Raw genomic sequence first — 25,336 nt, forward strand, 5'->3', positions numbered from 1 at the left:
GGTCATGAAGTTCGACACTCCCGCCACGACCAATCCGATCGACCAGCTGAAGGTGGTCGGCAAGCCGGTCGACCGCATCGACGGGCCGCTGAAGACCACCGGCCGCGCCCCCTACGCCTATGAGCGCCACGACGCGATCCCCAACATCGCCTACGGCTATGTGGTCGGCGCTTCGATCGCCAAGGGCCGCATCGCCGCGATGGACGTCTCGCGGGCCAAGGCCGCGCCGGGGGTGCTGGCCGTGGTCACCGCCGCCGAGGCGGGCAAGCTGACCAAGGGCGACTTCAACACCGCCATGCTGCTGGGTGGTCCCGAGATCCAGCACTACCATCAGGCCATAGCCGTCGTGGTCGCCGAGACCTTCGAACAGGCCCGAGCCGCCGCCAGCCTGGTGAAGGCGGATTACGAGCGCGCCAAGGGAACCTTCGACCTGGTCTCGGCCAAGGACGGGGCAACCAAGCCCAAGGACGGCGGGCCCGACAGCGGCGTCGGCGACTTCGACGCCGCCTTCGCCGCAGCCCCGGTCAAGCTGGACGAGACCTACACTACCCCGGATCACGGCCACGCCATGATGGAGCCGCACGCCAGCATCGCCGCCTGGAAGGGCGACAAGCTGAGCCTGTGGACCTCGAACCAGATGATCGCCTGGGGGGCCGGCGACGTCGCCAAGACCCTGGGGATCCCGCGCGAGAACGTGCGGCTGATGTCGCCGTTCATCGGCGGCGGCTTCGGCGGCAAGCTGTTCGTGCGGGCCGACGCCATACTGGCGGCCCTCGGCGCCAAGGCGGCGGGGCGGCCGGTGAAGGTGGCCCTGACCCGGCCGCTGATGTTCAACAACACCACCCACCGCCCAGCCACCATCCAGCGCATCCGCATCGGGACCGACCGCGAGGGCAGGATCACCGCCATCGGCCACGAGAGCTGGTCGGGCGACCTGCCCGGCGGCGGGCCGGAGACGGCCGTGCAGCAGACCCGCCTGCTCTATGCCGGCGCGAACCGCATGACCAGGACGCGCCTGACGGTGCTGGACCTGCCCGAGGGCAACGCCATGCGCGCCCCCGGCGAGGCGCCGGGCCTGATGGCGCTGGAAGTGGCCATCGACGAGGTGGCCGAGAAGCTGGGCATGGATCCCATCGACTTCCGCGTGCTCAACGACACCCAGGTGGATCCGGAGAAGCCCGAGCGGCCGTTCTCGCAGCGGCGACTGAACGAGTGCCTGCGCACCGGCGCCGACAAGTTCGGCTGGAGCCGACGAGGCAAGCCCGGCCAGACCCGCGACGGCCGCTGGCTGGTGGGCATGGGCGTGGCGGCGGCCTTCCGCAACAACCTGGTCATGAAGTCGGCCGCCCGCGTGCGGCTCGAGACCGACGGCGGCGTCACCGTCGAGACCGACATGACCGACATCGGCACCGGCAGCTACACCATCATCGCCCAGACCGCGGCCGAGATGATGGGCGTGCCGCTGCACCGGGTGAACGTCCGCCTGGGCGATTCCAGTTTTCCGGTCTCGGCCGGTTCCGGCGGCCAGTGGGGCGCCAACAGCTCGACGGCCGGCGTCTACGCCGCCTGCGTGAAGCTGCGTGAGGCCGTCGCCGGCAAGCTGGGCCTGGATCCGGCGAAAGCCGAGTTCGCCGACGAGCGGGTGAAGCTCGGCAACCAGAGCCTGCCGCTCGCCCAGGCCGCCGCCGCCGGCCCGGTGACCGCCGAGGACTTCATGGAATACGGCGACCTCACCAAGACCCACCAGCAGTCGACCTTCGGCGGCCACTTCGTCGAGGTGGGCGTCGACGCCGACACCGCCGAGATCCGCATCCGCCGGATGCTGGCAGTCTGCGCGGCGGGCCGGATCCTCAATCCGAAATCGGCCCGCAGCCAGGTGATCGGGGCGATGGTCATGGGGGCCGGCGCGGCGCTGATGGAAGAACTGGTCGTCGACAAGCGCATCGGCTTCTTCGTCAATCACGACCTGGCCGGCTACGAGGTGCCCGTGCACGCCGACATCCCCCGCCAGGAGGTGATCTTCCTCGACGAGACCGACCCGATGTCGTCGCCGATGAAGGCCAAGGGCGTGGGCGAGCTCGGCATCTGCGGCGTCGGCGCGGCGGTGGCCAACGCCGTCTACAACGCCACCGGCGTGCGGGTGCGCGAATACCCGGTGACGCTGGACAAGCTGCTGGAGGGGATGCCGGTCCTGGCGTGAGGGTTAGCGACACACTCAATTGAGCGACCCATCGAATTCAAGAAATTCAATCGCCTATCGCCCGTCATCCCGGAAAGCGCGAAGCGCTTGTCCGGTATGACGAGTAAAAATATGCGCGCAACGGGGTATGGACCCTAGAACCAGCCCGCCTCCTTCAACAGCGGCGCATAGGTTCGGCTGACCGGCGCGACGAGGCCGCCCGCGAGGCTGGCCTCGCCCGCGCCGCGTCGCCAGCGCACCGCCTCCACCGCCTCGGCCGCCACCCACCACGAGCGATGCACCCGCCAGCCGTGGGCGCCGGCCAGTTCCTCCAGCGCATCGGCGAAGCGCAGGGTGATCAGCTCGGCGCCGGCGTCGGTGTGGACCTTCAGGTAGTGGTCGTGGGCCTCGACGGCGATCAGCCGCGCCCCGCGCCGCTTGGCCGACAGCCGGCGACGGAAGGCCGCCTCGGCCTGCGGCAGCGGCGGCGCGATGACGGTCCGGGTCTCGATCCGGGGCGCGACACGCCGCCAGGCCAGGGCCCGCACCACCATCACCGCCAGCGAGATCGGCCACACCTGCCAGAGCAGGCGCCCATACGCATGGGGACCCAGCGTCCCGTCCATGACGAGGTGCTCGGTGGCCAGCACGAACAGCGACACCAGCGGCGTCATCGCCACCGACACCACCGCGGTGCGCAGCCACGGCGCCGGGACGGGCCGGGCCAGCGCCGCGTCCACCCCGATGCCGATCAGCCCGCCGCCGACCATGCAGATCATCCAGTAGACATAGCGCTGCGCCGCCGGCGCGCGTTCGGAGGCGAAGGGGCCGAGGAACCCCATCACCAGGCCGATCGCCACCAGCATGGCCAGGTCGATCATCCACCGTCGCGCGGCTGTCGATCCGCCCTGCGTGCCCGTTCCGCTGTCCATGCCGTCCCGTTCGCGCAGCCCCGGCGCCGTTCGCGAAGCAAGGCCTAGCGAGCCGCCGCCCGTCCGGCAACGAGGTTGCGCCAAATCGCCAGCCGGGAACCTCCGCCTTGACCGTCACGACCGCCACGCTCGCCCCCGCATCCATGTCCTGGCGCGCGCGCCTCGCCTGGATCCTGATCGGCCTCCTCTGCCTGGGGATCGCCGCCTATTCCGCCCGCTACCTGCTGCATCCGCCCCAGACACCCGCCCAGGCGCTGGGCAATCCGCGCGGGGTTCCTTGGCTGGTCGTCCACATCGCCGGATCGGTCGTCGCCCTGGCGCTCGGCTCGCTGCAGTTCGTTCCGGCCCTGCGCCGGGGCGCGACCCCGCCGCACCGCTGGACCGGGCGGCTCTACGTGCTGGGCTGCCTGGTCGGCGGCGGCGCGGGCCTGGTCCTGGCGCCTGGCTCGTCGGCGGGGCCGAGCGCCTCGGCGGGCTTCGGACTGCTCGCCGTGATCTGGATCGCCGTGAACCTGCTGGGCTGGCGCGCGGCGATGCAGGGCCGCTTCGCCGAGCACCGCCGCTGGATGATCCGCTCGTGGGCGCTGACCCTGGCGGCCGTCACGCTTCGGCTCTACCTGCCGCTGGTCATGGCCCTCGACCTGCCGTTCCTGCCCTGGTACCGCGCCATCTCGTTCCTGGCCTGGGTTCCGAACCTGGTCGCCGCCGAACTGTGGCTGCGGCGCCGGGGCCGGCGGGCCTGAGCTGCCTTGGCCCTCAGGCCGGCTGCAGCACGCCGACCAGCTCGCCGGCCCCGCCGTCGGCGCCGACCGCCGTCAGGTCCTGGACCTGCACCTCGCTGCGCGCCGGATTGACGCCGACGAACCGCCCCGTGATCGCGACCTCGCCCGAAAGCCGCCCCGTCATCGCCGACCGCAGCCGCAGCACGGCCGTGAACGGCGCGACGACCCGGACATAGTCCACCACGGCCTGGTAGCCGTAGGCCCGCCCGGGCGGAACCTCGACCAGCGCCTGGGCCGGATCGTCGATCAGCTCGCGATACGGCGCCTGGGGATCGCCCTCGGGCAGCGGCTGGATCATCCGCTCCATGGTCTGGCCGTCGATCAGGCCGTCCATCGCCTTGTCGAACCCGGCGGCCTGGCCGAACGCCGCCATCGGACCACGGTCGCAGGCCTCGTCGACGACGAACGCCCGCTCGATCTCATAGGTGCGCGGCGTCCAGCGCACGTCGGTGAGCAGTTCGGCGCCCGCACGGTTGTCGACGACCATGACCGGTCCTCGCTGGGGGGGCCTGGCGATCACGTCGGTGAACAGACGGTGGGCGTATCGCAGTTCGGTGGCGACCGCCTCGCCCGCCTCGACCGGCAGGGTCCACGACTCGTTGTCGGCGCCGCCGTCCCAGCGGTAGACGCCGATGTCGCCGCGCGGGTCCGAGCGATAGATGTTCAGCTTGTATTCCCAGTCGAGCCGGGTGTTCAGCGCGACCCAGCCGTTCACCGCCTCGGCCCGCCAGACCTGCCGCACCTCGCCCGGTGAGAAGGCCGTCAGGTGAACCGCCCCCTCGGGCGTGTCGTAGCCGCCGCCCTTGGGCGTCGAATAGTGGCGAGTCCGATAGGTCAGGGCCAGGCCGCTGGCCAGGTGGCGCAGCACCGAACCGCCATGCGGGTGAGGCGTGGCCGTCCACAGCTGGGCGATGTCGCCGGCCAGCGGCTGCAGCACCGCCCTGCCCTCCCCGCCGAGGGTCAGGGCCAGGCTCTCGCCGCCACGCAGCTTGGAGAGAATGTAGAAGGGACGGTCGGGAAACGGGACCTCGGTGGCCATCGGGCGCGCCTCAAATCAACCCTGAGGAGCGGCTTAGCAATACGCGAGCGCCCTGTAAGCAAGGCCCGCCCAGAATGGGTAATCACCCGTCCGGGAACGCGCCGCCCGAACCTCAGAAGCTCAGGGCCAGCCCGCCGCGCAGCGACTGGTCGGTCGACCGTCCCGCGAACTGGCCGTCGTAGGACAGGTTCAGGCGCAGGCGCGAGGACACCGCCGCCGAAAGGCCGGTCTCGACCGCCAGGGCGTCCTTCTCGATGGGCAGGCCGATGACGGTGAAGGCCGGTCCGGCGGCGAAGGACGCCGTCGCGGTCGGGTCGACGTCGCCGGAGGCCCGTCGCCAGCCGAGGCTGCCCCGCGCGGTCAGCGACCGGTCGCCGCCGAGCGCGAAGCTGGCGCTCAGGCGCGCGCCCACCGTGGCGAAGGTCACCGCGGTCCGGTCCTCGACGCCGGCCAGGGCCGAGATCCCGCCGGCCTCGCGCTGGCCGCCGGCCTCGAGGCTGACATGGGCGAGGGAGGCGAACGGCTCGAGCGTGGCCGCGCCCTTGCCGAAGGTCCCCGCCGGCAGGGCGTAGCCAATCTCGGCGAAGGCCTGGGTGGTGCGGCCGTCGCCGCCGCTGGCCAGGGCCTGGGAGAAGCCGGGAAAAACCACCGAGCGGGTCGCGCTGAAGTCGTGCCAGCTGTAGACGGCGCCGCCGCGCAGCCCCAGCGCGCCGAACGCGCGGCCGCCATAGACGCCCAGGTGATAGTCGTCGCTCTCGTTGCGATAGGTCCGGCCGCGCGTCTTGCTGTCCGAACGGCCGTAGCCGGCCATCAGGCCAAGCCGCCAACCCGCGAACGCCGGCGCGTCGACGCCGAACAGCAGCCCGCCGATGTCGCGCTTCATGGTCGTCGCCTGGGCGCCGCCGTCGAAGGTCCCGCGGGCGCCGAACAGATCGCCCCAGACGGTGAGAGGCTGGTCGCCGGCCAGGCGAAGGCGGCCGATCGCCGCCTCGCGCGCGAAGCGGCTGTCGGCGACCAGCACCGACCTGGCCGAGGCCCGGTCCGCGCCGGCCAGCTGGGCCAGGGCCAAGCGGGCGGACGCCTCGTCGGGCAGGGCCAGCAGGGCGGCGGCCAGGGGATCGCTGGCCGCCCGGCCGTCGAGCGCCGCGCCGACTGCCGCCTCGTTGGCGTTGCCGCCGCCCGAGGCGAAGGTCCGCGCCTGGACCACGTCGAGATAGACGTCGCTGTTCTCGTAGACCGCCTTCAGCCCGACGAAGTAGTTGATGCCCTGCCCGTCGACGTCGAGGGTGTAGCGCCCGGCGACGTCGCCGGTGGTGCTGACCACGGTGTAGCGCGTGCCGACCACCAGAGGGGCCGCATCGGTCTTGGTCACCTTCAGGATCGAGCCGGCGGCGAGGTTGGCCGATCCCAGCACGACGATGCGATCGGACGCCCCGTTGGACGTCAGGTCGACCTCGTAGGTCGATCCGGCCAGCTGGTTGAAACCGCCGAAGACGTACATCAGCCCGGTCGAGGGTCCCGGCGCAATCGCGCCGCCCACCGTCACCGAGCCCAGCCGCCCCTCGCCCTCCAGCCGCCCACCCGCCATCACGGTGAGGTTGCCGCGCAGGGAGATGCCGTCGACCACCAGCGTGCCGCCGTACACGGTGGTCCTGCCGTCGAAATTGACGCTGTCGCCGCGCAGGATGGTGCGCCCGGTCCACTGGTTGATGGCGCCCCGCCCCCGCATGCGGACCGTGAACACGTAGGTCGCGTCGGTGTAGTTGAAATTGAGCTCGCTGGTCTGGCCGATGAACAGGTCGTTGACCCGCAGGAAGCCCGCCGCGGCGGCGGCCTGGCCGCGCTCGCCGCCGATGTTCAGCACGCCCGAGCCGTTGTTGTCGCCCAGATGGGCGCCGTTGGGACTGGACGCCGTGACCACGCCGCCGTTGGACAGGGTCAGGGACCCCGCGCCCGTGTCGCCCACGGACAGGCGGTCGTCGATCGCCCAGTTCGCGCCCGAGACGACGACCTTCCCCTGGCCGGAAGACGAGGCGCCGATGACGCCCGAGGCGCTGGTGACGACCGCGCCGGGGCCGAAGGTGACCGTCGCCAGGCCGGTCCGCCCGACGCTGAGCCTTCCGGTCTGCCAGCGGGATCCCGCGCCGCTGACCGTGACCGTTCCTCGGCGGATGTCGCTGTCGTCGTCGCTGGCGACCAGCAGCGAGGCGCCGTTGGTGACGCTGACATGGCCGTCGGTCGCGCCGCCGACGGTGAGGCCAGGGTATGGGACCGTCCAGACGGGCGAGGCGGCGGGCGAGGGCGTCACTTCGCCGGACACGACGATCTGCGCCTGGGCGCCGCCCGCCGCCAGCGCGCCGAACGCGCCGCCGAGCAGCAGGGCGTTGATCACCGAGCGATTGTTCGCAGTCTTCGCCATTGCCGCCCCCCGATGTCATCCCAGCCCACGGCCGCGCGGCCGGGCCGGGCGGATCCGTCGATCGGGGCCAGGCTGACGAGCGCGCGCGAGGGGCGCGCCCATCGGATAGGCGACGCCACCATGGCGCGCAAGACTCTCGTCATGATGGTCGGATCGACGCCTCGATCAACGCGGCGCGGTCGTCGCTCGCGCCCCGCCCGGGAGGCCCGTCAGGCCAGTTCCGGCTTGTCGCGCAGGCACTCGCCGATGGCGCGGGCGCAGCCCGGCAGCCCCAGGGCGCCGATGAAGGACAGGGCGACGGCGCAGACCAGCATGATCGGTTGGAAGATGCGCATGCGTTATTCTCCACCTTGTCCCGCCTCTCCCTCCGGAAGGGAGGGGTCGGCCGCGGGGTTGATAGACCGCCGTCCAGCACGCTTAAATCGCAAGCTTGACGTTGGTTCCGGCTGCGACTCCGGAAAACTCAGCATGCGGCATAAATGCCTCAAACTTGTGTCAGTCGTCCAGTTTGCACATCGAGATCGTAGGCCGCTCGCGCGTTTTCCAGCCGCGCCAGCTTGGCGTTCAGCGGCGCCCAGTCGTCGGACTGGTCGATCGGCGCCCACAGGGCCTCGACCTCCTCGATCAGCAGCTCCTCCGGCTCGGACCGTCCGAACACGGGATGTTCCAGGCGCTCGGGACGATCCGGCTCGAAGCCGGCCAGCCGTGAACGGAACTCGGCGAAGGCGGGATCCTGGTAGAGCGCGCCGCGCGGTCCCTCCAGCGCCCGGGCTTGGGACGCCTCGCCGCCGAACCAGTCGAAGAAGAACGGCTCCCAGCGCAGGGCCTCGCCGCCGGCCAGCCTGGTCCCCTCGGCCAGGGCCTTGAAGGCGGCGTTGACCAGTTCGACGTCGACCTCGGGGCCGCGGCTCTTCACCGCCAGCCGCGCGATCATCGCCGCGCGCAGACCGTCCTTGTAGGCGTCGGAGAAACGGTTCAGCGCCGCGATCAGGCCCGCCTGGTCGGGACTGACCAGCACCAGGCAGGCGGCCAGCTGCTGCAGGTTCCAGAACCCGGCCTCCGGCTGGCGACCGAAGCTGTAGAGCCCCGAATGGTCGAAATAGGCCGCCGTGAAGTTGGGATCGTTGCGGGGCAGGAAGCGCCAGGGGCCGTAGTCGAAGCTCTCGCCGGTGACGACCATGTTGTCGGTGTTGAGCACCCCGTGCACGAAGCCGGCCGCCATCCAGCGGGAGACCAGGCGCGCGGTGCGCACGACCACCTCCTCGAACATCGCCGCCGGACGGTCGGGCGCATCGGCCAGGTGCGGGAAATAGGTCTCGACCACGTGGTCGACCATCTGGGAGATCAGGTCGGCGCGATCGAAATAGGCCAGGCGCTGGAAGGTCCCGAAGCGGATGTGGCTGTGGGAAAGCCTGGTCAGCACCGCCGAGCGGGTCGGGCTGGGCTCGTCGCCGCGGGTCAGGGCCTCGCCGGTCTCGATCAGGCTGAAGGCCCGCGAGGTGGGAACGCCCTGGGCCTCCAGCAGGCTGGCGGCCAGGATCTCGCGCATGCCGCCCTTCAGGGTCAGGCGGCCGTCGCCGTGCCGCGACCACGGCGTCTGGCCCGAGCCCTTGGTGGCCAGGTCGAGCAGGCGATCGGTCGCGTCCTCCCTGAGCTGGGCGAACAGGAAGCCCCGCCCGTCGCCCAGTTCGGGATTGTAGGAACGGAACTGGTGGCCGTGATAGCGCATGGCCAGCGGCTGGCCTTGAGCGCCCGGCAAGGGCTCGAACCGGCCGAAATGCCCGGTCCACTCGGCGTCGCTCAGCGTCTCGAGCCCCACCGTGGCGGCGGCCCGGTCGTTGCGAAACCGCAGGATGGTCCTGGGGAAATCGGCGGCCGCCACCGGGTCGGCGAACTCGCCGCCCATCGAGGCGAAGCGGGAATCGGGGCGATAGCGTGCGTTGACCGGCATGGACGCCAGATGCGCCCGCCCCTTCCCCAGCGCAAGCCGAGGCGGCCAAGACGGCCGTTTTAAGAACCCCGGGATGTTCGCATAACGCTGTCGCAGTTTCGCAACAGGAACCTTCGAACCGTTTTACAGCAAGGTTTTCGCTTGCCGAGCATAAGGACCGCCCATAACCATTGGCTGTCCATTCGAACGATCGTTCGGGTGAAGGCCAATCAAAAAACCGGCGGGGGCGGTGCAAGCGCTCTCGTCATAACGAACCGAGGTAGGAAATGCGCTTTACCCAGGTGCTTCGCGGCACGGCCTCCGCCGTCGTGCTCGCGGGCGTCGCCGCCGTCGGCGTCGCCCATGCTCAGGACTCGGCCGCGGCGGCCGCCCAGGAGCCCGAAACCCTTACCGTCGACAGCATCATCGTCACCGCCCAGAAGCGCGAGCAGAACCTGCAGGACACCCCGGTGGTGGTCACCGCGGTCGGCGCCAAGCTGCTGCAGGACACCGGCGTGCGCGACATCAAGGACCTGACGATCCTGACGCCGGGCCTGACTGTCACCTCGACGACGTCGGAAGCCTCGACCACCGCCCGCATCCGCGGCGTCGGCACCGTCGGCGACAACCCCGGCCTGGAAAGCTCGGTCGGCGTGGTGATCGACGGCGTCTACCGCCCGCGCAACGGCGTGTCGTTCGGCGACCTGGGCGAAATGGACCGGATCGAAGTGCTGAAGGGCCCGCAGGGCACCCTGTTCGGCAAGAACACCTCGGCCGGCGTCATCAACATCATGACCAAGGAGCCGGAGTTCGGCTTCGGCGCCAACGCCGAGGTCACGGCCGGCAACTACGGCGCCAAGGGCGCCTCGGCCTCGGTCACTGGGCCGCTGTTCGGCAGCGACAAGTGGGCCGGCCGCCTCTACGCCGCCGCCCGCCAGCGCGACGGCTTCAACGACGTGGTGACGGGCGAGGGCCCCAGCACCGAGAAGGAAGACGCCGACCAGAACTTCTACACCGTGCGCGGCCAGCTGCTGTTCGTGCCGGACGACAACTCGACCTTCAAGATCATCGCCGACTACACCAAGCGCGACGAGAACTGCTGCGGCGCCGTGCAGATCCGCACCGGCCCGACCGCGGCCATCGTCAACGCCCTGTCGACCGGCCCGGGCATCTCGACCCCGGCCAAGCCGTTCGACCGCGTGGCCTACTCCAACCGCGGCGCGCCGCAGGAGATCGAGGACAAGGGCGTCTCGCTGCAGGCCGACATCGACCTGCCGATCGGCACGCTGACCTCGATCAGCGCCATCCGCAACTGGCGCATCGACAGCGGCCAGGACAGCGACTTCACGGCCGCCGACATCACCTATCGCGCCAAGGACGGCACCAACTACGCCGAGTTCACCACCTTCAGCCAGGAACTGCGCCTGGCCGGCAGCACCGAGCGCCTGAACTGGCTGGTCGGCGCCTTCCTGGCCGACGAGCGCCTGGACAACGAGGCCAACTTCCGCTTCGGCGCCGACTACGAAGCCTACATGTCGACGATCATCCTGTCGGGCGTGGCCGGCGCGCTGGCGCCGGCCGGCGTCACGGTCAACCAGGCCAACAGCGCGCTGTTCGCCTCGCAGGCCACCGGCCTGCCCTTCGGCAGCTCGTTCACGGCCGGCACGGGCCTGCACGACACCTACAAGCAGCGCTCCAAGACCATCGCGCTGTTCACCAACAACACGCTGAAGGTCACCGACGCCTTCGACATCACCGTGGGCCTGCGCTACACGGCCGAAGAGAAGGATCTGTCGACCTACCAGACGGGCGCCTCCAACGCCTGCGGCGTGCTGCTGACCCCGGCGGGCCAGTCGCGCACGGCCGCCGCGCTGGTCGGGCGCGGCGTTCCGGCGGCCCTGTTCGCCACGCCGACCGGCGCCAGCATCATCTCGACCGTCGCCGGCAACATGTGCCTGCCCTGGGCCAACCCGCTGTTCAACGGCCGCGGCACCGAGCAGAGCCTGAGCGAGCGTGAGTGGACCGGCACGGTGAAGGCCAGCTATCGCCTGAACCCGTCGGTGTTCGCCTACGGTTCGTACGCCCGCGGCTACAAGGGCAGCGGCTTCAACCTCGACCGCACCCAGTCGTCGAACGGCCTGCCCTCGGGCGGCGTCGGCGTCGTGCCGATCAACGACACCTCGTTCCCGGCCGAATTCGTCGACAGCTACGAGCTGGGTCTGAAGAACACCCTGTTCGACCGCACGGTCCTGTTCAACGTCACGGGCTTCTACCAGAAGTTCAGCGACTTCCAGCTGAACACCTTCCTGGGCACCTCGTTCGCGGTGCGCTCGGTCGAGGAAGTGACGTCCAAGGGCGTCGACGTCGACTTCATCTGGTTCCCGCCCGTGCGTGGCCTGACCGTGCAGAGCGGCCTGACCTACGCCAAGACCGAGTACGGCGACCAGCCGGTGGCCAACGACCCGACCAACGCCTTGGCCCTGCTGCCGGGCGGCCAAGTGTCGTTCGCGCCGGAATGGTCGGCCTCGGCCTCGATCAGCTACGAGCACGCCGTCGGCGGTTCGCTGAAGGCCAAGTACAACATCGGCGGCAAGTATTCCTCGGAGTACAACACCGGTTCGGACCTGTTCCCCTTCAAGATGCAGGACGCCTTCACCCTGGTGAACGCCCGCGTCGGGATCGGCGACGCCGACGACAAGTGGGCTGTCGAGCTTTGGGCCCAGAACCTGTTCGACGAGGACTACTACCAGGTGGTGTTCAACGGCCCGCTGCAGGGCTCGTCGGGCCTGTCGGCGACCAACAAGGTCTACAACCCCGCCGCCGACACCCTGACCTACGACGCCTTCCTCGGCGCGCCGCGCACCTACGGCGTGACCCTGCGGGCGAAGTTCTGATCGAAACGGCTAAGGGGCCCGGCGACGGGCCCCTGGGGCAGGGAAAGGGCGGTCCGCAGGGGCCGCCCTTTTTCTTGCGAGGGGCCTGAGCGCGGCCTCAGCCGCTTTCAGAGGGTGGAAGGCCTGCAAGCGCCCTGGCACAGTTATGGCGTCGAAAATCGGGGTGGCTTAGACGACATGCGTTACGTGCCTTCTGATGCGGAAGTGCGAGCGGCGACCGAAGTGCTTTACGGTTATGGGCGCCGCCATGGCTGGTTTCCGGACGGCCTTCCAGAGGCCTACACCGACATGGACCCGATCGGCGCCCAGGAGCTGGAAGCGATCGTTGACCATATTCTGGTGGTCGCGCACCGGGCAGCGGGGGACTGAGGCTGCCAAGACCTGATGTGCGCATGCTCACCCCGCCGCGTACGCCGCCTTCAGCTGCCGGTAGGGCCGGGAGTTAAACGCCGCGATGGTGGCCAGCACGCCCACCACGCCGGCCGCGGTGAACACCAGGGCGATGCCCCGGTCGGCGCCGCGCCCGAACCAGTCGCCGATGGCGACCGCGCCGGCGCCGTTCGTCATGAACGGGATGACCACGAACTGGGTCAGCGGACCGATCAGGAAGGCGGTCAGGGGCGAGGCCGCCTGCTCCACCGACTGGGCGAAGCCGAACACCCGCCCCTGGCGTTCCAGCGGCACCACCTTCTGCAGGGTGGTCTGCTCGGCGGCCTCGGCATAGGGCCCCAGCAGCATCCAGACGAAGCAGCCGCCCGCCAGCAGCCAGATCGACGACTGCAGGGTGAAGACGCAGCAGACGGCCCAGGTGATCAGGTTGACCAGCAGCAGGGTGCGCAGGGGGCTGGGCCCCAGGCCTGTCTTCGAGATGACGATCCCGCTGAGGATGAAGGCCGTCGACAGCACGCCGAACAGCAGCCCCCAGGCCTGCACCGACACCAGCGACAGGCCGTAGGCGTCGAGCAGGGCCATGAAGATCCCGCCCAGGAAGTTGTTGAAGCAGGCGAACAGGATCAGCGCGAACAGGCCCGGCACACCGGCGATCACCTTGACGGTGCCGGCGATGTCGACCCGGCGCGGGGCGGCGTGCTCGCCCGCCTCGGCGCTGGCGCGCGGCTCGTCCACCCGCACGGCGGCCAGGTGCGCGAAGGCGGCCAGGGTGAAGGCCAGGGCGAACACCAGCGTGAAGAACATCCCGCCCCAGGCCACCAGGAAGCCGCTGATCACCGAGGTGGTCAGGAAGCCGACGCCCGTGACCATGCCGACCAGGCCGTTGGCCTTGTCGCGGCGGTCTTCCGGCACCAGGATCGTCACCAGGGTAGGCAGGGCCACGCTCCGGACGTTGCCGGCGATCACGCCCAGCATGGTCAGGCCGATGAACAGCCACAGCCAGGGCCGGCCGACGTCGGCGATCGCGCCCTCCGGCGCCAACTCGTGCGCGAGCAGGGCCAGGGCGTACAGCCCGAACGAGGCGACGCTGGAACCCAGCATGGCCGTCTTCTTGCGATGGTGGTCGACCAGGCTGCCGAACCAGAAGCCGCAGCCCGCCGTCAGCACCAGATAGACCCCGGCGATCATGCCGGTGGCGAACACCGACTTGGTCTCGAGGTAGACGTAGAAGGTCAGGGCGAACCAGACCGTGAAGTTGGTCACGTTGGCCACGAGGTTGTTGGCCAGCAGATGATGGAACGGGGTCACGACGTGCTCCGCGCGGCGCCTGGGCCGCCAGGCGGCGACCGTGCCAGCGGCGTGCGACAGGCGCAACGGCGGCGAAACGGACCCCGCCGTGGAACGACGGGGTCCTTGGCGTCAGTCGTCGCCTTCCGGCGCTTCCGGGTTCACGGGATCGGGCGCGGGCTCGACCGGCTCCACGGGCTCGACCGGTTCGGGCGTCGGCGGCGGAGGGGGAGGCGCGGGATCCTCCTCCTCGTCGGGTCCCGGCAACGGCACTTCCTGATTGTCCGGAAACACCGGCAAGTCGGGATCGTTGGGGTCGCCGGGATCCAGGGGGTTTGGCCCCGCCGGCTGATCCGGGTCGACCGGCGCGCCCCCGGGCTCGTTCGGATCGACCGGAACGCCCATCGCCAGGACGCCGGCGAACCGGGCGCCGAACGGGACGCCGCCGACTTGCAGACCGTTGATGCTGGTCATGTCAGGCGGCCTCCGTCCGGGCCTTCGGAGCGGCCGGTTGCGGGATCTGGATCATCAGCGGGACGAGCGTGATCTCGCCCGACCGGTCGCCGGTAATCCTGAACGCCTCGCCGATCCGGCCTCGCAGCGCCGACGCATACTCGTCGAAGAACCGGGTGCCGCCACCGCCATGGTCCGACACCATGAAGGTGATCCTCACCTCCAGCGCCAGCCCTCCGCCGCCGGCCGCGCGATCGATCGAGAACAGGGCGCTTTCGTCGTGGCTGAAGTCGTGCTTGGCCACCGGAGACTGGTCGTTGACGGCGAACGTCCACTTGGCGCTCTCGCCGTCCTGCAGGCCGTCATATTCGACCACCACGCCCGGCAGGCTCATCGAGCGGGTCGTGGTCGTGCTCACCGAGACGCCCACGCCCCCGGTCGGATTGTCGGCCATGAAGCCGACATTGCCGCTGATGGACCTGGTCAGGGACGTGCTGACCGTGCTCTGGCCCAGCGAAGACTGGGGCGCACCCTCGCGCAGTCGGGCGGCGGGGTGTCGCGGAACGATCTCGATCCGATAGCCGTCGCAATAGAGGCTGGATTCGTCGGGATTGGGCACGACCGGATAGCGCAGCTCGCCCTGCAGCTGGACCAGGTAGTAGTCGAGCACCTCGCCGCCGTTCTCGCAGCTGAGCGCGAAGGTCGAGTAGTTGACGTTGGCCACGCCGGCTTCGACGTTGAAGGTATGGAGGACGCCGACCAACGGCGCGGACTCGCTCCACGAGAACGCCGGCACCGCGAAGGGCCAGTCGCGGGACGGCGGCCACAGCCCGCTTATGGACTGGGCGTGCTCATAGATGGAAACTGGATCCGACATGTTTTTCCTCCCCCGGGCCTGATGGCCCACGAGCGACCATCGCCGACCGCCTGGGGAAGGCTGTGCAAAGCTTCACAATGTCAGGACGCCCGCCGTGCAGAGGCGGCTGGCGCCTTACTTCTCCCGGACCACCTTGTTGTCGACGCCGGTCACGCTGCGGCGGACCTCGCCGGTGGAGCGCCAGCGCACCTTCTGGTCGGTGCCCGCGACCGACAGCAGGCCGCCGGGCGCGATGGCGACGGTCACGGTGTTGCCGCTGCCCGTGATCTCGACGCTCTTGCACACGCCAGTCAGGGTGATGACGTGGTCGACGCCCTCGATGCTCACCGCCCGGCCGTTGCAGGGCAGGGTCTCGTTGTGCTCGGTCCCGGCGATGGCGATCGTCTTGGCGTCGGTCTCGACCGGGCCCACGGCCTGAGGCGGCGCCGCGGCCAGCAGGAGCAGGGACGACAGGAGGGAGACGACGCTCATCGGTGACCTCGGCGAAGCTTGTGAGACGCCAAACCCATAGCCCGGCCCGACGTTCCGGCCATGCTAGGGAAAACCCTAGCGTCGCCGCCGCCCCGATGCCGATTTTCGTCCGTTTAGCCGCCTTTCCCCCGTTCCCCCCGCGCGCGAACACCCGCACCCTCGACGCCAAGGGCCGGGGATGGACGCGAGGGCGAGCCGCGCATGAAAGCGATCAGACTTCTCGGATTCTGGATCTGCCTGCTGCTGGGCCTGGCGCTCGCCGCCCTGGCGCAGAGATCGCCGGCCGTCACGCCCGCCAGCGCCCCTCCGGACGCCTTTTCCGCCGCGCGAGCCATGGCCGACGTCCGCGTCATCGCCCTGCGCCCCCACCCCACCGGCTCGACCGACATCGTCCGGGTGCGCGACCACCTGATGGCGCGGATCTCGTCGCTGGGCCTGGAGCTGTCGGTGCGCGCCGACGAGGGCTACACCACCCCGCGCAACGACGGCCGCTGGATGGCCGCCGGGGCGGTGCAGAACGTCATCGGCGTGCTGCCGGGGGCCGACCGGTCCAAGCCCGCCGTGCTGATCATGAGCCACTACGACTCGGTGGCCAATTCGCCGGGCGCGGCCGACGACGCCGCCGGCGTGGCCGCCGCCCTGGAGGTCGCTCGCGCGCTGAAGGCCGGGCCGACGCCGGTCCGCGACGTCATCTTCCTGTTCACCGACGGCGAAGAGCAGGGCCTGCTGGGCGCCGACGCCTTCTTCGCCCGCGACCCGCTGCGCCAGAAGGTGGGCGTGGTCATCAACATGGAGGCCCGCGGCGACAGCGGCCGGGCGGCGATGTTCCAGACCGGCCCGCAGAACGGCGCCCTGATGGCCCTCTTCGCCCGCGAGGCCAGGCGGCCGGCCGCCAATTCGCTGGCCGCGGCGGTCTACGACAAGATGCCCAACGACACCGACTTCACCCACGCGGTGAAGGCCGGCCTGCCGGGGCTGAACTTCGCCTTTATCGACGACCAGCTGGCCTATCACACCCCGCTGGCCAAGGCCGACCACCTCGACCAGGGCAGCCTGCAGCACTTCGGCGACCAGGTGCTGCCCACGGCGCGCGCCCTGGCGTCCGGCGCCGACCTGCCCGGCAAGGCGCCCAATGCCGTCTATTCCGACGTCTTCGGCCTCTTTCTGGTCAGCTATCCCATCGAGGTCGCCTGGGGCCTGCTGGCCCTGGCCGGGGTGCTAGTGCTGTACGCCCTGGTCCGCGGCCTGATGATCCGGGGAACCAGCGTCGTCGAGCTGCTCAAGGGCCTGTCCGGCTTCCTGCTGGTCGGGACCTCGGGCGCCCTCGTCCTGCATCTGACCGGCAAGCTGCTGCACATCGCCGACCTGCAGGCCCACTACGCCCTGCTCGGTCGCTTCGACCCGCTGCTGCTGGGCTGCACCGCCATACTGGTCGGCGTGGCCCTGGCCGTGGTCATCGGCCAGGCCAAGGGCGCGGCGCGGATCTGGCCCAGCCTGCTGGCCCTGGCCGCCGGCGGCGCGACCTGCCTGGTCGGCGGGCCGCCGGCGCTGGATCCGGTCGGCGTCGGGCTGGGCGCGGCCAGCGCCATGCTGGTTTGGGCCTCGCTGGGCAAGCCCGTGGGCGTGCTCGGCGCCTGGATCGGCGCCCTGGTCGGCCTCCTGGCCCTGGCCGTGGCGACCATGGTGCTGCTGCCCGGCGGCTCGGTGATGACCACCTGGCCGCTGCTGGTCGCCGCCCTCGCCGCCGTGCTGGTGCTGGCCAAGGGCGGCACCCGTGACCGCCGCGTGGCCTGGGCCCTGACCGCCTGCGTCGCCCTGGCGGCGATCGTGGTCGTCGTCCAGGTCGGCGCCTGGGGCGGCTGGACCTTCGCGGGCCTGGGCGTGACCCTGCCGGCGATCCTGGCCGCGTTCGGCCTCCTGGCCCTGCCGGCCCTGATCCCGCTGGCCCACGACTTCTCGGCCCTGAAGCTGGCGGCCATCCCCGCCACCCTGGTCGCGGCGCTCGGCGGCGGCCTCGTCGCCTACGCGGTGCTGGCCGGCGCCACCACGGCACGCCCCGAACTGACCGAGGCCGCCCACCTGTCGGACCTGTCCAGCGGTCAGGCCTGGCGGATCTCGACCCTGCCGCGCCTGGACGCCTGGTCGCGCGGCGCCCTGGCGGCCCAGGGCGGGACGCCGGTCCAGAGGGACCTGCCGCCGTTCTTCCGCTCCAAGGTCTGGATGGCCGAGGCCCGTCCCGTGCCGCTGGACCCGCCGCAGCTCATTCTCGAACAGGCGGGCGAGCGCCTGCTGGTGCGGGTGATCCCCGGCCCCGGCGCCGAGTATGTCACCCTGCGCATCAAGCCGGACGGCATGCTGGCCGGCGCGCGGCTGAACGGCCGGCCCATCCCCCTGACCACCAAGCGCGGCGAGTGGACCAGCCTGACCTACCACGCGCCCGATCCCAACGGCGTGACCCTGAGCTTCAGCCGCCTGAACGGCACTGGCCGCGTCGAGGCCGCCGCCCTGGAGACCCGCGAGGGCTGGCCCCGCGCCGCGCCCTCGCCGGGCGCCAAGCCCGACGGGCTGATGGGCTGGGGGCTCTCCGACAAGACCCTGGTGCTGACCCGGGCCAGCGTGAGCTGGTGAGCGCCTGAAAAACCTCTCCCATCGGGAGAGGGAGGGGCCCGCCGCGCAGCGGTGGGAGGGTGAGGGGTTACACCCTCACCCGGTTGTCCACGATGGCCCGGCGCGCCGGCCGGCCTCGTAACCCCTCATCCTCCCAAGCCTACGGCTTGGGCCCCTCCTTCTCCCTATGGGAGAAGGAAACTCGGGGCGGGAGAAGGCCTACTCCGCCGCCTGCTTGGGCGCGTAGCCGAGGATGGCCTTGGTCTCGAGGAACTCGCCGAAGGCGTGGTCGCCCCACTCGCGGCCGTTGCCGCTCATCTTGTAGCCGCCGAACGGGGCCATCAGGTCGGGGCTGGCGCCGTTGAGGTTGACCTGGCCGGCGCGCAGCTTGGCCGCGACCTTGCGGACCTCGCCCGGGTCGGTTCCCGAGACATAGGCCGCCAGGCCGTACTCGGTGTCGTTGCCGATCTCGACGGCCTGGTCGACGCTGTCGTAGCCGAGGATCGCCAGCACCGGGCCGAAGATCTCTTCCCGGGCGATGGTCATGTCGGGGGTGACGTTGGCGAAGACGGTCGGCTTGACGTAGTAGCCGGTCTCCAGACCCTCCGGCTTGCCCGGACCGCCGGCGACCAGGGTCGCGCCCTCGTCGACGCCCTTCTGGATCAGGCCCTGGATCTTGTCGAACTGAACCTCGGAGACCACCGGGCCGAGCTTGGAATTGCCGTTCGGGTCGCCGACCGTATGGGCCTCGGCGGCGGCCTTGGCGATGGCGATCACCTCGTCCATGCGCTTGGCCGGGACCAGCATCCGGGTCGGGGCGTTGCACGACTGGCCCGAGTTCATCATCACCGAGGCCACGCCACCGCCGACGGCGCGCTGGAAGTCGGCGTCGTCGAGGATGATGTTGGGGCTCTTGCCGCCCAGTTCCTGGTGCACGCGCTTGACCGTCGGGGCGGCGTTCCTGGCCACCTCGATACCGGCCCGGGTCGAGCCGGTGAACGACACCATGTCGACTTCAGGATGGCTCGACAGCGCAGCTCCCACCGTCGGGCCGTCGCCGTTGACCAGATTGAACACCCCGGCCGGCACGCCGGCGGCTTCCAGGATCTCGGTCCACACCCAGGCCGAGAACGGCGCCACTTCCGAAGGCTTCAGAACCATGGTGCAGCCGACGGCCAGGGCGGGCGCGACCTTGCAGGCGATCTGGTTCACCGGCCAGTTCCACGGCGTGATGAAGGCGCAGACGCCGATCGGCTCCTTGACCAGGCGGGTCGTGCCGCGGTCTTCCTCGAACCTGTAGTCCTTGAGCACCTGCAGGGCGGTCTGGACGTGGGCGATGCCCATCGCCGCCTGAGCGCGCTGGGCCAGCCACGCGGGGGCGCCCATTTCCTCGGTGATGGCTTTCGCCATGTCCTCGAAGCGCTTCTGGTACTCGGCGATGATCCGCTCGAGCAGGTCGATGCGTTCCTCGCGGCTGGTCTGGGAGAAGCTGGCGAAGGCCTTGCGGGCCGCGCGGACGGCCAGGTCCGCGTCTTCCGCCGACCCCAGGGTCACCCGACCGGCGACGGCTTCCGTCGCGGGATTGATGACGTCCACCGTCTTGTCGGACTTCGGTTCGACCCATTGGCCGTCGATGCAGAACTTCAGGTAGTCGCGCATGGGTTCCTCCTGCCGGGCCGCTCTAACCTGGGACGGGGGCGGCGCTCTTTCAAACGCTCATTCTAATTATCGGCGATCACGTGGGAAGAGGCGCCGTCGGTGGAGTTTGTTAATTCACCTCGCCGAAGTTGAGCGGCGCTTTCGACACGAGGGGAACCGACATGGTCTATCTGACGCCGCTCAGCACCCTGCTGGAGCGCGAGCCCGCCCTCGCCGACGCCGTCCAGGCGCTGGAGCGACTGGCCGTCGAGCAACATCGCCTCGACGAGGCGGCGTTTCGCGCGCCGCAGGATGCGCGCGACCAGGTGAACGTGCCCATCCTTGAGCGGGACAGGATCGTCCAACAGGCCTACGGCTACGGCGCTCGCGGCGGCGATCCCAGCCCCGTGGAGCCCAAGGCCCTGGAGGGAGACTTCGCCGCGCTTTCGACGTCGGAGGCGCGACAGGTCATCGAACTGGCGGCCGCCACGGCCGACCGGCCCGCGCTGGAGCAGCCGAGCCGCAAGTACCTCGTCGGCATGGACCGAGGCGCCAAGACCCCGCAGGCCGCGTTCTTTCGTATCGACATCACGACCTGGGTCTCGCCGCTGGACAGGGCGCATCCGCTGTCGGGCCACATCGACGGACTGCTCGTCGTCTCGGCCGTACGATCGTTCGTCGACATCCAGAAGACGCCGCTGAACACGTTCATGGCCATGTATCAGCACCAGCTCAGCCGATCCGGCCGCTCGGCCAGGGACATCATGGACGCCCTGGACACGATGCAGAAGGTCTGGCGGCGGGCGCTGGAGCACGCCGGCGCCTAGAGCCTTTTAGCCTCACATGGAATCATGTGAGGCGTCTAAAAAGGCTCTAAATCAAGCATTTAGAGCGCGTCAGTCGGCGAAACCGCTCACACTTTCGCCTGACGCGCTCCAGCGCCGCCTCAGCACTCCACCCGGTTCACCGACAGGCCCACGGCCAGGCCGCCGAGCGAGGTCTCCTTGTAGATCTCGTTCATGTCCTCGCCGGTGCGCTTCATCGTGGCGATGACCTTGTCGAGGCTGACCGAGTGCTGGCCGTCGCCAAGCAGGGCCAGGCGAGCTGCGTCGATGGCCTTGATGGCGCCCATGGCGTTGCGCTCGATGCAGGGGATCTGCACCAGGCCGCCGATCGGGTCGCAGGTGAGGCCCAGATTGTGCTCCATGCCGATCTCGGCGGCGTTCTCGATCTGGGCGTTGGTCCCGCCCAGGGCGGCGCACAGGCCGCCGGCGGCCATCGAGCAGGCCACGCCCACCTCGCCCTGGCAGCCGACCTCGGCCCCGCTGATCGAGGCGTTGCGCTTGTAGAGCGCGCCGATGGCGGCGGCGGTCAGCAGGAAGACGCGGATCTGCTCGGGCGAGCCCTTGTGGAAGCGCACGAAGAACCGCAGCACGGCCGGCACCAGCCCCGCGGCGCCATTGGTCGGGGCGGTGACGACGCGGCCGCCGGCGGCGTTCTCCTCGTTGACCGCCATGGCCCACAGGTTGACGAAGTCCATGGCCGCCAGCGGGTCGCTCATCTGGCGCTCCATCCGGCCGAGGATCGTCTGGTGGATCTGGCGGGCGCGGCGCTTTACCGTCAGGCCGCCCGGCAGGATGCCCTCCTCGCGCATGCCGCGGTCGATGCAGGCCTCCATGGCCCCGAAGATGCGGTCGAGGCCGGCGTTCATCTCGCCTTCGCTCATCCGGGCCAGTTCGTTGGCGGCCATCACCTGGGCGATGGTCAGCCCCGCCTGCTCGGCGCGCTCCAGGAGGTCGGCCGCGCTCTCGAACGGGAACGGGATGGCCGGGCCTTCCTCCGGCGGCGCGTTGCGGCCCATCTCGCTCTCGTCGCGCACGAAGCCGCCGCCGATCGAGAAATAGGTGCGCTCGGCCAGCACGCCGCCTTCGGCGTCGAAGGCGCTGAAGGTCAGGGCGTTGGGGTGCTGGGGCAGGCGCTCGTGGCCGGCGAAGACGATGTCGCGGGCCTCGTCGAAGCCGATGCCAACCTCGCCGCCCAGCATCATCCACTGCGTGGCCTTGGTTTCCGCCAGCGCCGCCTCGCCGGCGTCGGGATCCAGCTGCGCGGGCGAAAAGCCCATCAGCCCCAGGATCACCGCGCGGTCGGTGGCGTGGCCCTTGCCGGTCAGGGCCAGCGACGCATAGAGCCGGGTCTCGACCCGGGCCGTCAGGGGCAGCTTGCCGGCGGCGCGCAGCCGCTCGACGAACATCGCCCCCGCCGTCATCGGCCCCATGGTGTGGCTGCTGGAAGGGCCGACGCCCAGCTTGAAGAGATCGAAGACGGAGGCGGTCATTGTGAGGGAAATCGCAAAATAGGTCGTCATCCCGGAAGCGCCGAAGGCGCTATCCGGGACCCAGGGGCGGTGTGCAAGGCCCCTGGGTCCCGGCTCTACGCTGCGCTCCGGCCGGGATGACGGCTGAGGGAGCGCGCGGTTCTCAGCGGCCTTACTTCCGTTCGGCCTTGCTCTTGTCGCGCAGGTCCTTGAACTCCGACCCCGCCTGCCATTCGGGCCAGGCGCGCGAGTTCGCCAGATCCGCGCCCACCTTGTAGAACAGGCCGATGTCCATGGCCTGGCCCGACAGGTCCCAGTCCGCCGACCATTCGTCGGCCGGCTGGTGGTAGCGGTTGGCGTTGTAGTCGGCCTCGGCCTTCTCGCCGGCCTCCTTGCCGCCCTTTACCAGGTCGCTGCCCGAGCCCACCGAGATCGCCGGCACGCCGCGCTTGGCGAAGGGGAAGTGGTCCGAGCGGTAGAAGTGGCCGGCCTGCGGCACGGGATCGGGCGTGAAGTAGCGGCCCTCTTCCTTGGCCTTGGCCACCAGCATGTCTTGCAGGTCGACCTTGCCGTCGCCCGAGGTGGTGACGTCCTTGGCCGGGCCGGCGGCCGACAGCGCGTCGATGTTGAGGTCGGCGACCGTCTTGGCCAGCGGGAACAGCGGGTTGGCGGCGTAGTACTCCGAACCCAGCAGGCCCTTCTCCTCGGCGGTCACGGCCAGGAACATCACCGAGCGCTGCGGCGCGGGCTGGCTCTTGAAGGCCCGGCCCAGCTCCAGCAAGGCCGCGATGCCGTCGGCGTTGTCGACGGCGCCGTTGTAGATCTTGTCGCCCCTGGCGTCGGGCAGGCCCACGCCCAGGTGATCCCAGTGGCCGCTGTAGATGATGGTCTCGTCGGGATACTTGGTCCCCTTCACGCGGCCGGCGATGTTCTTGGAGACGATCACCTCGTGCTTGACCGCGTAGTCGGCCGAGAAGGTCGCCTTCAGGTCCACCGGCTTGAAGTCGCGGGTCTGGGCCTGCTTCTTCAGGGCCTCGAAGTCCAGGCCGGCCTTCTTGAAGAGGTCGACGGCCAGGTCGCGCTGGATCCAGCCCTCCAGGGCCGGGTGCGACTTGGTCGGATCCTTGCGGACGATGTCGAACATCGTGTTGGTGTTGGAGTTCTTGACCGTGGCCCAGCCGTAGGAGGCCGGCGCGGTCTCGTGCACGATCAGCAGGCCGGCCGCGCCCTGGCGGGCGGCTTCCTCGTACTTGTAGGTCCAGCGGCCGTAGTAGGTCATGGCCTTGCCGCCGAAATCACCGGCGCCGGTCTCGAAGTCCGGGTCGTTGATCAGCACGACAGCGATCTTGCCCTTCAGGTCGACGCCCTTGAAGTCGTCCCAGTTACGCTCGGGCGCCTTGACGCCGTAGCCGACGAAGACCAGCGGCGCGTCCTTGATCGACACCTTGTCGACATTGGTCATGGCCGCGCGGATGGCGATCTGCTCGCCCTGGCTCAGCATCACGTGGTCCGGGCCGGCCATGACGTGGGCGCTGACCGGGCCGGAGATCTCGAACTTGGCCAGCGGCACGTCCTGGGTCCAGGCGCGCTTGCCGTCGGTCTGCAGGTCGCCGGCCGGCTCCAGGCCGATCGCCTTCATCTGCTCGGTGACGTAGGCGACGGTCTTCTTCTCGCCCTCGGTGGCGGGGCCCCGACCTTCGAACTCGTCCGAGGACAGCACCTTGATGTGCTGCGACAGCTTGGCGGGGTCGATCTTGGGCGCGTCGGCCGCATGCGCGAGCATCGGCGCGGCGATCAGGGCCGTGGCGAGGAGAAGGCGTTTCATCGTCCCTACTCTTTTCGAGCGTTTCGTTTCGAGGTCGCGGACCCTAGCGGGAGGTTTTGACCGCCGCTAGGGGGTGTCGAGAAAGTGGGCGTGCTTCAGCTTCCTTCTTCTTTTGCGGGAGAAGGCGGCGGCCGAAGGACACGGATAAGGGATCGGAAGCGGGCGCTACCCCCTCAGTCGCTCCGCGACAGCTCCCCCAGAGGGGGAGGTGGCCCGGAGGGCCGGAGGGGGTCGTCTCAGACGCCCGTCAGCACCCCCGCGAACACCGCCGGATCCACGTTGCCGCCCGACAGCACGATCACCGCCGTCTGCTCCTTCACATCGATCTTGGCCGACAGCGCCGCCGCCAGCGCCACGCAGCCGCCCGGCTCGACCACCAGCTTCAGGTGCATGAAGGCCCAGCGCATGGCGGCCGCCACCTCGTCGTCGGTGACGGCGGCGACGCCGGTCAGGGTGCGGCTGTTGATCGGCCAGGTCAGGGCGCCCGGCGTCGGGGCCAGCAGGGCGTCGCAGAACGAGCGGGCGTCGGGGTCGATCACCTCGCGCTGGCCGCTGCCCAGCGAACGGCGGGTGTCGTCGAAGCCGGCCGGCTCGGCGCCCCAGACCTGGGTGGCGGGCGACAGGGCCTTCACGGCCGTCGAGGTTCCGGCGATCAGGCCGCCGCCGCCGATGGGGCAGAGCACCTTGTCCAGCACCGCGCCGGCGGCCTCGGCCTGGGCGACGATCTCCAGCCCCACAGTCCCCTGGCCGGCGATGATGTGCGGGTCGTCGTAGGACGGCACGACGATCATGCCGCGCTCGGCGGCGATCTCGGCGGCGATCGCCTCGCGGTCCTCCTTGAAGCGATCGAAGAAGCGGATCTCGGCCCCGAAGCCGCGCGTGGCCTCCACCTTCACCGACGGCGCGTCGGCGGGCATGACGATCAGGGCCGGCATGCCCAGCCTGTCGGCCGCCAGCGCCACGCCCTGGGCGTGGTTGCCCGACGAGAAGGCCACGACGCCGCGCGCCCTCTCCTCGTCGGTGAACTGGGAGAGGCGGTTGTAGGCGCCCCGGAACTTGAAGGCCCCGGCCAGCTGCAGGGTCTCGGGCTTGACGAAGATCCGGCCGCCCAGCCGGTCCGACAGGGCCGCGCTCTCCAGCAGGGGCGTGACCACGGCCTGGCCCGTCAGGCGTTCGGCGGCGGCCTGGATGTCGGCGAGCGAGACGGTCATGGGGCCCTCGGCGGCTCAGTGGCTATGCGGCCACGCGGCCACAGCATTCGATAGCACTCGCTCTAGCTCGCACCGGCGGTTCGCGCCA

General features: G+C 70.2%; 19 protein-coding genes. 6 read left to right on the forward strand and 13 right to left on the reverse strand.

From position 1 onward, the window contains the following. The first annotated feature begins 4 nt into the window (after positions 1 to 4). Entirely contained in the window at positions 5 to 2,200 is a 2,196-nt protein-coding gene (gene paoC, locus C1707_RS02680; RefSeq protein ID WP_101711643.1) for an aldehyde oxidoreductase molybdenum-binding subunit PaoC, read from the forward strand. A 134-nt stretch (positions 2,201 to 2,334) separates the two neighbouring features. Here paoC and C1707_RS02685 read toward each other — a convergent pair whose 3' ends face one another. Beyond that, complete coding sequence (locus C1707_RS02685) at positions 2,335 to 3,111, reverse strand: LytTR family DNA-binding domain-containing protein (protein ID WP_101711642.1); 777 nt, start codon at positions 3,109 to 3,111, stop codon at positions 2,335 to 2,337. Between the two features lie 107 nt (positions 3,112 to 3,218). Between C1707_RS02685 and C1707_RS02690 the strand changes: the two genes are divergently transcribed. Next, the gene (locus tag C1707_RS02690) at positions 3,219 to 3,854 is read left to right on the forward strand and encodes a DUF2306 domain-containing protein (protein ID WP_240633852.1); all 636 of its coding nucleotides are present in this window, start codon (positions 3,219 to 3,221) and stop codon (positions 3,852 to 3,854) included. Between the two features lie 13 nt (positions 3,855 to 3,867). Here the strand turns inward: C1707_RS02690 and C1707_RS02695 are convergent, their stop codons facing one another. From C1707_RS02695 to C1707_RS02710, 4 genes are all read right to left on the reverse strand, one after another. Beyond that, entirely contained in the window at positions 3,868 to 4,932 is a 1,065-nt protein-coding gene (locus C1707_RS02695; protein WP_101711640.1) for a hypothetical protein, read from the reverse strand. Between the two features lie 112 nt (positions 4,933 to 5,044). After that, positions 5,045 to 7,351, reverse strand: coding sequence for an autotransporter outer membrane beta-barrel domain-containing protein (locus C1707_RS02700; RefSeq protein ID WP_101711639.1), 2,307 nt, complete (start codon positions 7,349 to 7,351; stop codon positions 5,045 to 5,047). 209 nt (positions 7,352 to 7,560) lie between these two features. Beyond that, on the reverse strand, positions 7,561 to 7,686 hold the full coding sequence (locus C1707_RS02705; protein WP_101711638.1) for a hypothetical protein: 126 nt from the start codon (positions 7,684 to 7,686) through the stop codon (positions 7,561 to 7,563). A 149-nt stretch (positions 7,687 to 7,835) separates the two neighbouring features. Beyond that, a complete protein-coding gene (locus C1707_RS02710; protein ID WP_101711637.1) occupies positions 7,836 to 9,302 on the reverse strand; it encodes a protein adenylyltransferase SelO in 1,467 nt (488 codons plus the stop codon). 266 nt (positions 9,303 to 9,568) lie between these two features. Between C1707_RS02710 and C1707_RS02715 the strand changes: the two genes are divergently transcribed. Together C1707_RS02715 and C1707_RS02720 are read left to right on the forward strand one after the other, a co-directional pair. Further along, positions 9,569 to 12,175: a TonB-dependent receptor gene (locus tag C1707_RS02715; RefSeq protein ID WP_101711636.1), complete on the forward strand. Its 2,607-nt coding sequence runs from the start codon at positions 9,569 to 9,571 to the stop codon at positions 12,173 to 12,175. A 177-nt stretch (positions 12,176 to 12,352) separates the two neighbouring features. Continuing rightward, complete coding sequence (locus tag C1707_RS02720; protein ID WP_101711635.1) at positions 12,353 to 12,544, forward strand: hypothetical protein; 192 nt, start codon at positions 12,353 to 12,355, stop codon at positions 12,542 to 12,544. Positions 12,545 to 12,571: 27 nt separating this feature from the next. On the opposite strand, the gene C1707_RS02725 is transcribed toward C1707_RS02720, so the two are convergent. The 4 genes from C1707_RS02725 to C1707_RS02740 form a co-directional block, all read right to left on the reverse strand. After that, on the reverse strand, positions 12,572 to 13,873 hold the full coding sequence (locus C1707_RS02725) for an MFS transporter (RefSeq protein WP_101711841.1): 1,302 nt from the start codon (positions 13,871 to 13,873) through the stop codon (positions 12,572 to 12,574). A gap of 111 nt (positions 13,874 to 13,984) precedes the next feature. Continuing rightward, positions 13,985 to 14,326: a hypothetical protein gene (locus C1707_RS02730; RefSeq protein ID WP_101711634.1), complete on the reverse strand. Its 342-nt coding sequence runs from the start codon at positions 14,324 to 14,326 to the stop codon at positions 13,985 to 13,987. A gap of 1 nt (position 14,327) precedes the next feature. After that, positions 14,328 to 15,182, reverse strand: coding sequence for a hypothetical protein (locus tag C1707_RS02735; protein ID WP_101711633.1), 855 nt, complete (start codon positions 15,180 to 15,182; stop codon positions 14,328 to 14,330). Between the two features lie 114 nt (positions 15,183 to 15,296). Beyond that, positions 15,297 to 15,653 (reverse strand): DUF3060 domain-containing protein, encoded by a 357-nt coding sequence (locus tag C1707_RS02740; protein ID WP_101711632.1) that lies wholly within the window; start codon positions 15,651 to 15,653, stop codon positions 15,297 to 15,299. Positions 15,654 to 15,854: 201 nt separating this feature from the next. Between C1707_RS02740 and C1707_RS02745 the strand changes: the two genes are divergently transcribed. Then, the gene (locus tag C1707_RS02745; RefSeq protein WP_101711631.1) at positions 15,855 to 18,281 is read left to right on the forward strand and encodes a M20/M25/M40 family metallo-hydrolase; all 2,427 of its coding nucleotides are present in this window, start codon (positions 15,855 to 15,857) and stop codon (positions 18,279 to 18,281) included. A 198-nt stretch (positions 18,282 to 18,479) separates the two neighbouring features. Here C1707_RS02745 and C1707_RS02750 read toward each other — a convergent pair whose 3' ends face one another. Continuing rightward, a complete protein-coding gene (locus tag C1707_RS02750) occupies positions 18,480 to 19,919 on the reverse strand; it encodes an aldehyde dehydrogenase family protein (protein ID WP_101711630.1) in 1,440 nt (479 codons plus the stop codon). 161 nt (positions 19,920 to 20,080) lie between these two features. On the opposite strand from C1707_RS02750, the gene C1707_RS02755 reads away from it, so the two are divergent. After that, complete coding sequence (locus C1707_RS02755) at positions 20,081 to 20,725, forward strand: hypothetical protein (protein ID WP_101711629.1); 645 nt, start codon at positions 20,081 to 20,083, stop codon at positions 20,723 to 20,725. A 119-nt stretch (positions 20,726 to 20,844) separates the two neighbouring features. On the opposite strand, the gene C1707_RS02760 is transcribed toward C1707_RS02755, so the two are convergent. The 3 genes from C1707_RS02760 to C1707_RS02770 form a co-directional block, all read right to left on the reverse strand. Further along, the gene (locus C1707_RS02760) at positions 20,845 to 22,233 is read right to left on the reverse strand and encodes an L-serine ammonia-lyase (protein WP_101711628.1); all 1,389 of its coding nucleotides are present in this window, start codon (positions 22,231 to 22,233) and stop codon (positions 20,845 to 20,847) included. Positions 22,234 to 22,384: 151 nt separating this feature from the next. Next, positions 22,385 to 24,037, reverse strand: coding sequence for a M28 family metallopeptidase (locus tag C1707_RS02765; RefSeq protein ID WP_101711627.1), 1,653 nt, complete (start codon positions 24,035 to 24,037; stop codon positions 22,385 to 22,387). A 236-nt stretch (positions 24,038 to 24,273) separates the two neighbouring features. Next, positions 24,274 to 25,248, reverse strand: coding sequence for a threonine ammonia-lyase (locus C1707_RS02770; protein ID WP_101711626.1), 975 nt, complete (start codon positions 25,246 to 25,248; stop codon positions 24,274 to 24,276). Between the last annotated feature and the right edge of the window lie 88 nt (positions 25,249 to 25,336).

This window comes from Caulobacter flavus (assembly GCF_003722335.1).
GTDB lineage: Bacteria > Pseudomonadota > Alphaproteobacteria > Caulobacterales > Caulobacteraceae > Caulobacter > Caulobacter flavus.

Excerpts from the sequence above, each read along its gene's own strand:
- C1707_RS02710 (WP_101711637.1), bottom strand. The coding sequence starts at position 9,302 with ATGCCGGTCAACGCACGCTATCGCCCCGATTCCCGCTTCGCCTCGATG.
- C1707_RS02715 (WP_101711636.1), top strand. The coding sequence starts at position 9,569 with ATGCGCTTTACCCAGGTGCTTCGCGGCACGGCCTCCGCCGTCGTGCTC.
- C1707_RS02700 (WP_101711639.1), bottom strand. The coding sequence starts at position 7,351 with ATGGCGAAGACTGCGAACAATCGCTCGGTGATCAACGCCCTGCTGCTC.
- C1707_RS02740 (WP_101711632.1), bottom strand. The coding sequence starts at position 15,653 with ATGAGCGTCGTCTCCCTCCTGTCGTCCCTGCTCCTGCTGGCCGCGGCG.
- C1707_RS02695 (WP_101711640.1), bottom strand. The coding sequence starts at position 4,932 with ATGGCCACCGAGGTCCCGTTTCCCGACCGTCCCTTCTACATTCTCTCC.
- C1707_RS02750 (WP_101711630.1), bottom strand. The coding sequence starts at position 19,919 with ATGCGCGACTACCTGAAGTTCTGCATCGACGGCCAATGGGTCGAACCG.
- C1707_RS02770 (WP_101711626.1), bottom strand. The coding sequence starts at position 25,248 with ATGACCGTCTCGCTCGCCGACATCCAGGCCGCCGCCGAACGCCTGACG.
- C1707_RS02685 (WP_101711642.1), bottom strand. The coding sequence starts at position 3,111 with ATGGACAGCGGAACGGGCACGCAGGGCGGATCGACAGCCGCGCGACGG.
- C1707_RS02705 (WP_101711638.1), bottom strand. The coding sequence starts at position 7,686 with ATGCGCATCTTCCAACCGATCATGCTGGTCTGCGCCGTCGCCCTGTCC.
- C1707_RS02745 (WP_101711631.1), top strand. The coding sequence starts at position 15,855 with ATGAAAGCGATCAGACTTCTCGGATTCTGGATCTGCCTGCTGCTGGGC.
- C1707_RS02765 (WP_101711627.1), bottom strand. The coding sequence starts at position 24,037 with ATGAAACGCCTTCTCCTCGCCACGGCCCTGATCGCCGCGCCGATGCTC.
- C1707_RS02760 (WP_101711628.1), bottom strand. The coding sequence starts at position 22,233 with ATGACCGCCTCCGTCTTCGATCTCTTCAAGCTGGGCGTCGGCCCTTCC.
- C1707_RS02720 (WP_101711635.1), top strand. The coding sequence starts at position 12,353 with ATGCGTTACGTGCCTTCTGATGCGGAAGTGCGAGCGGCGACCGAAGTG.
- C1707_RS02735 (WP_101711633.1), bottom strand. The coding sequence starts at position 15,182 with ATGTCGGATCCAGTTTCCATCTATGAGCACGCCCAGTCCATAAGCGGG.
- C1707_RS02730 (WP_101711634.1), bottom strand. The coding sequence starts at position 14,326 with ATGACCAGCATCAACGGTCTGCAAGTCGGCGGCGTCCCGTTCGGCGCC.
- paoC (WP_101711643.1), top strand. The coding sequence starts at position 5 with ATGAAGTTCGACACTCCCGCCACGACCAATCCGATCGACCAGCTGAAG.
- C1707_RS02755 (WP_101711629.1), top strand. The coding sequence starts at position 20,081 with ATGGTCTATCTGACGCCGCTCAGCACCCTGCTGGAGCGCGAGCCCGCC.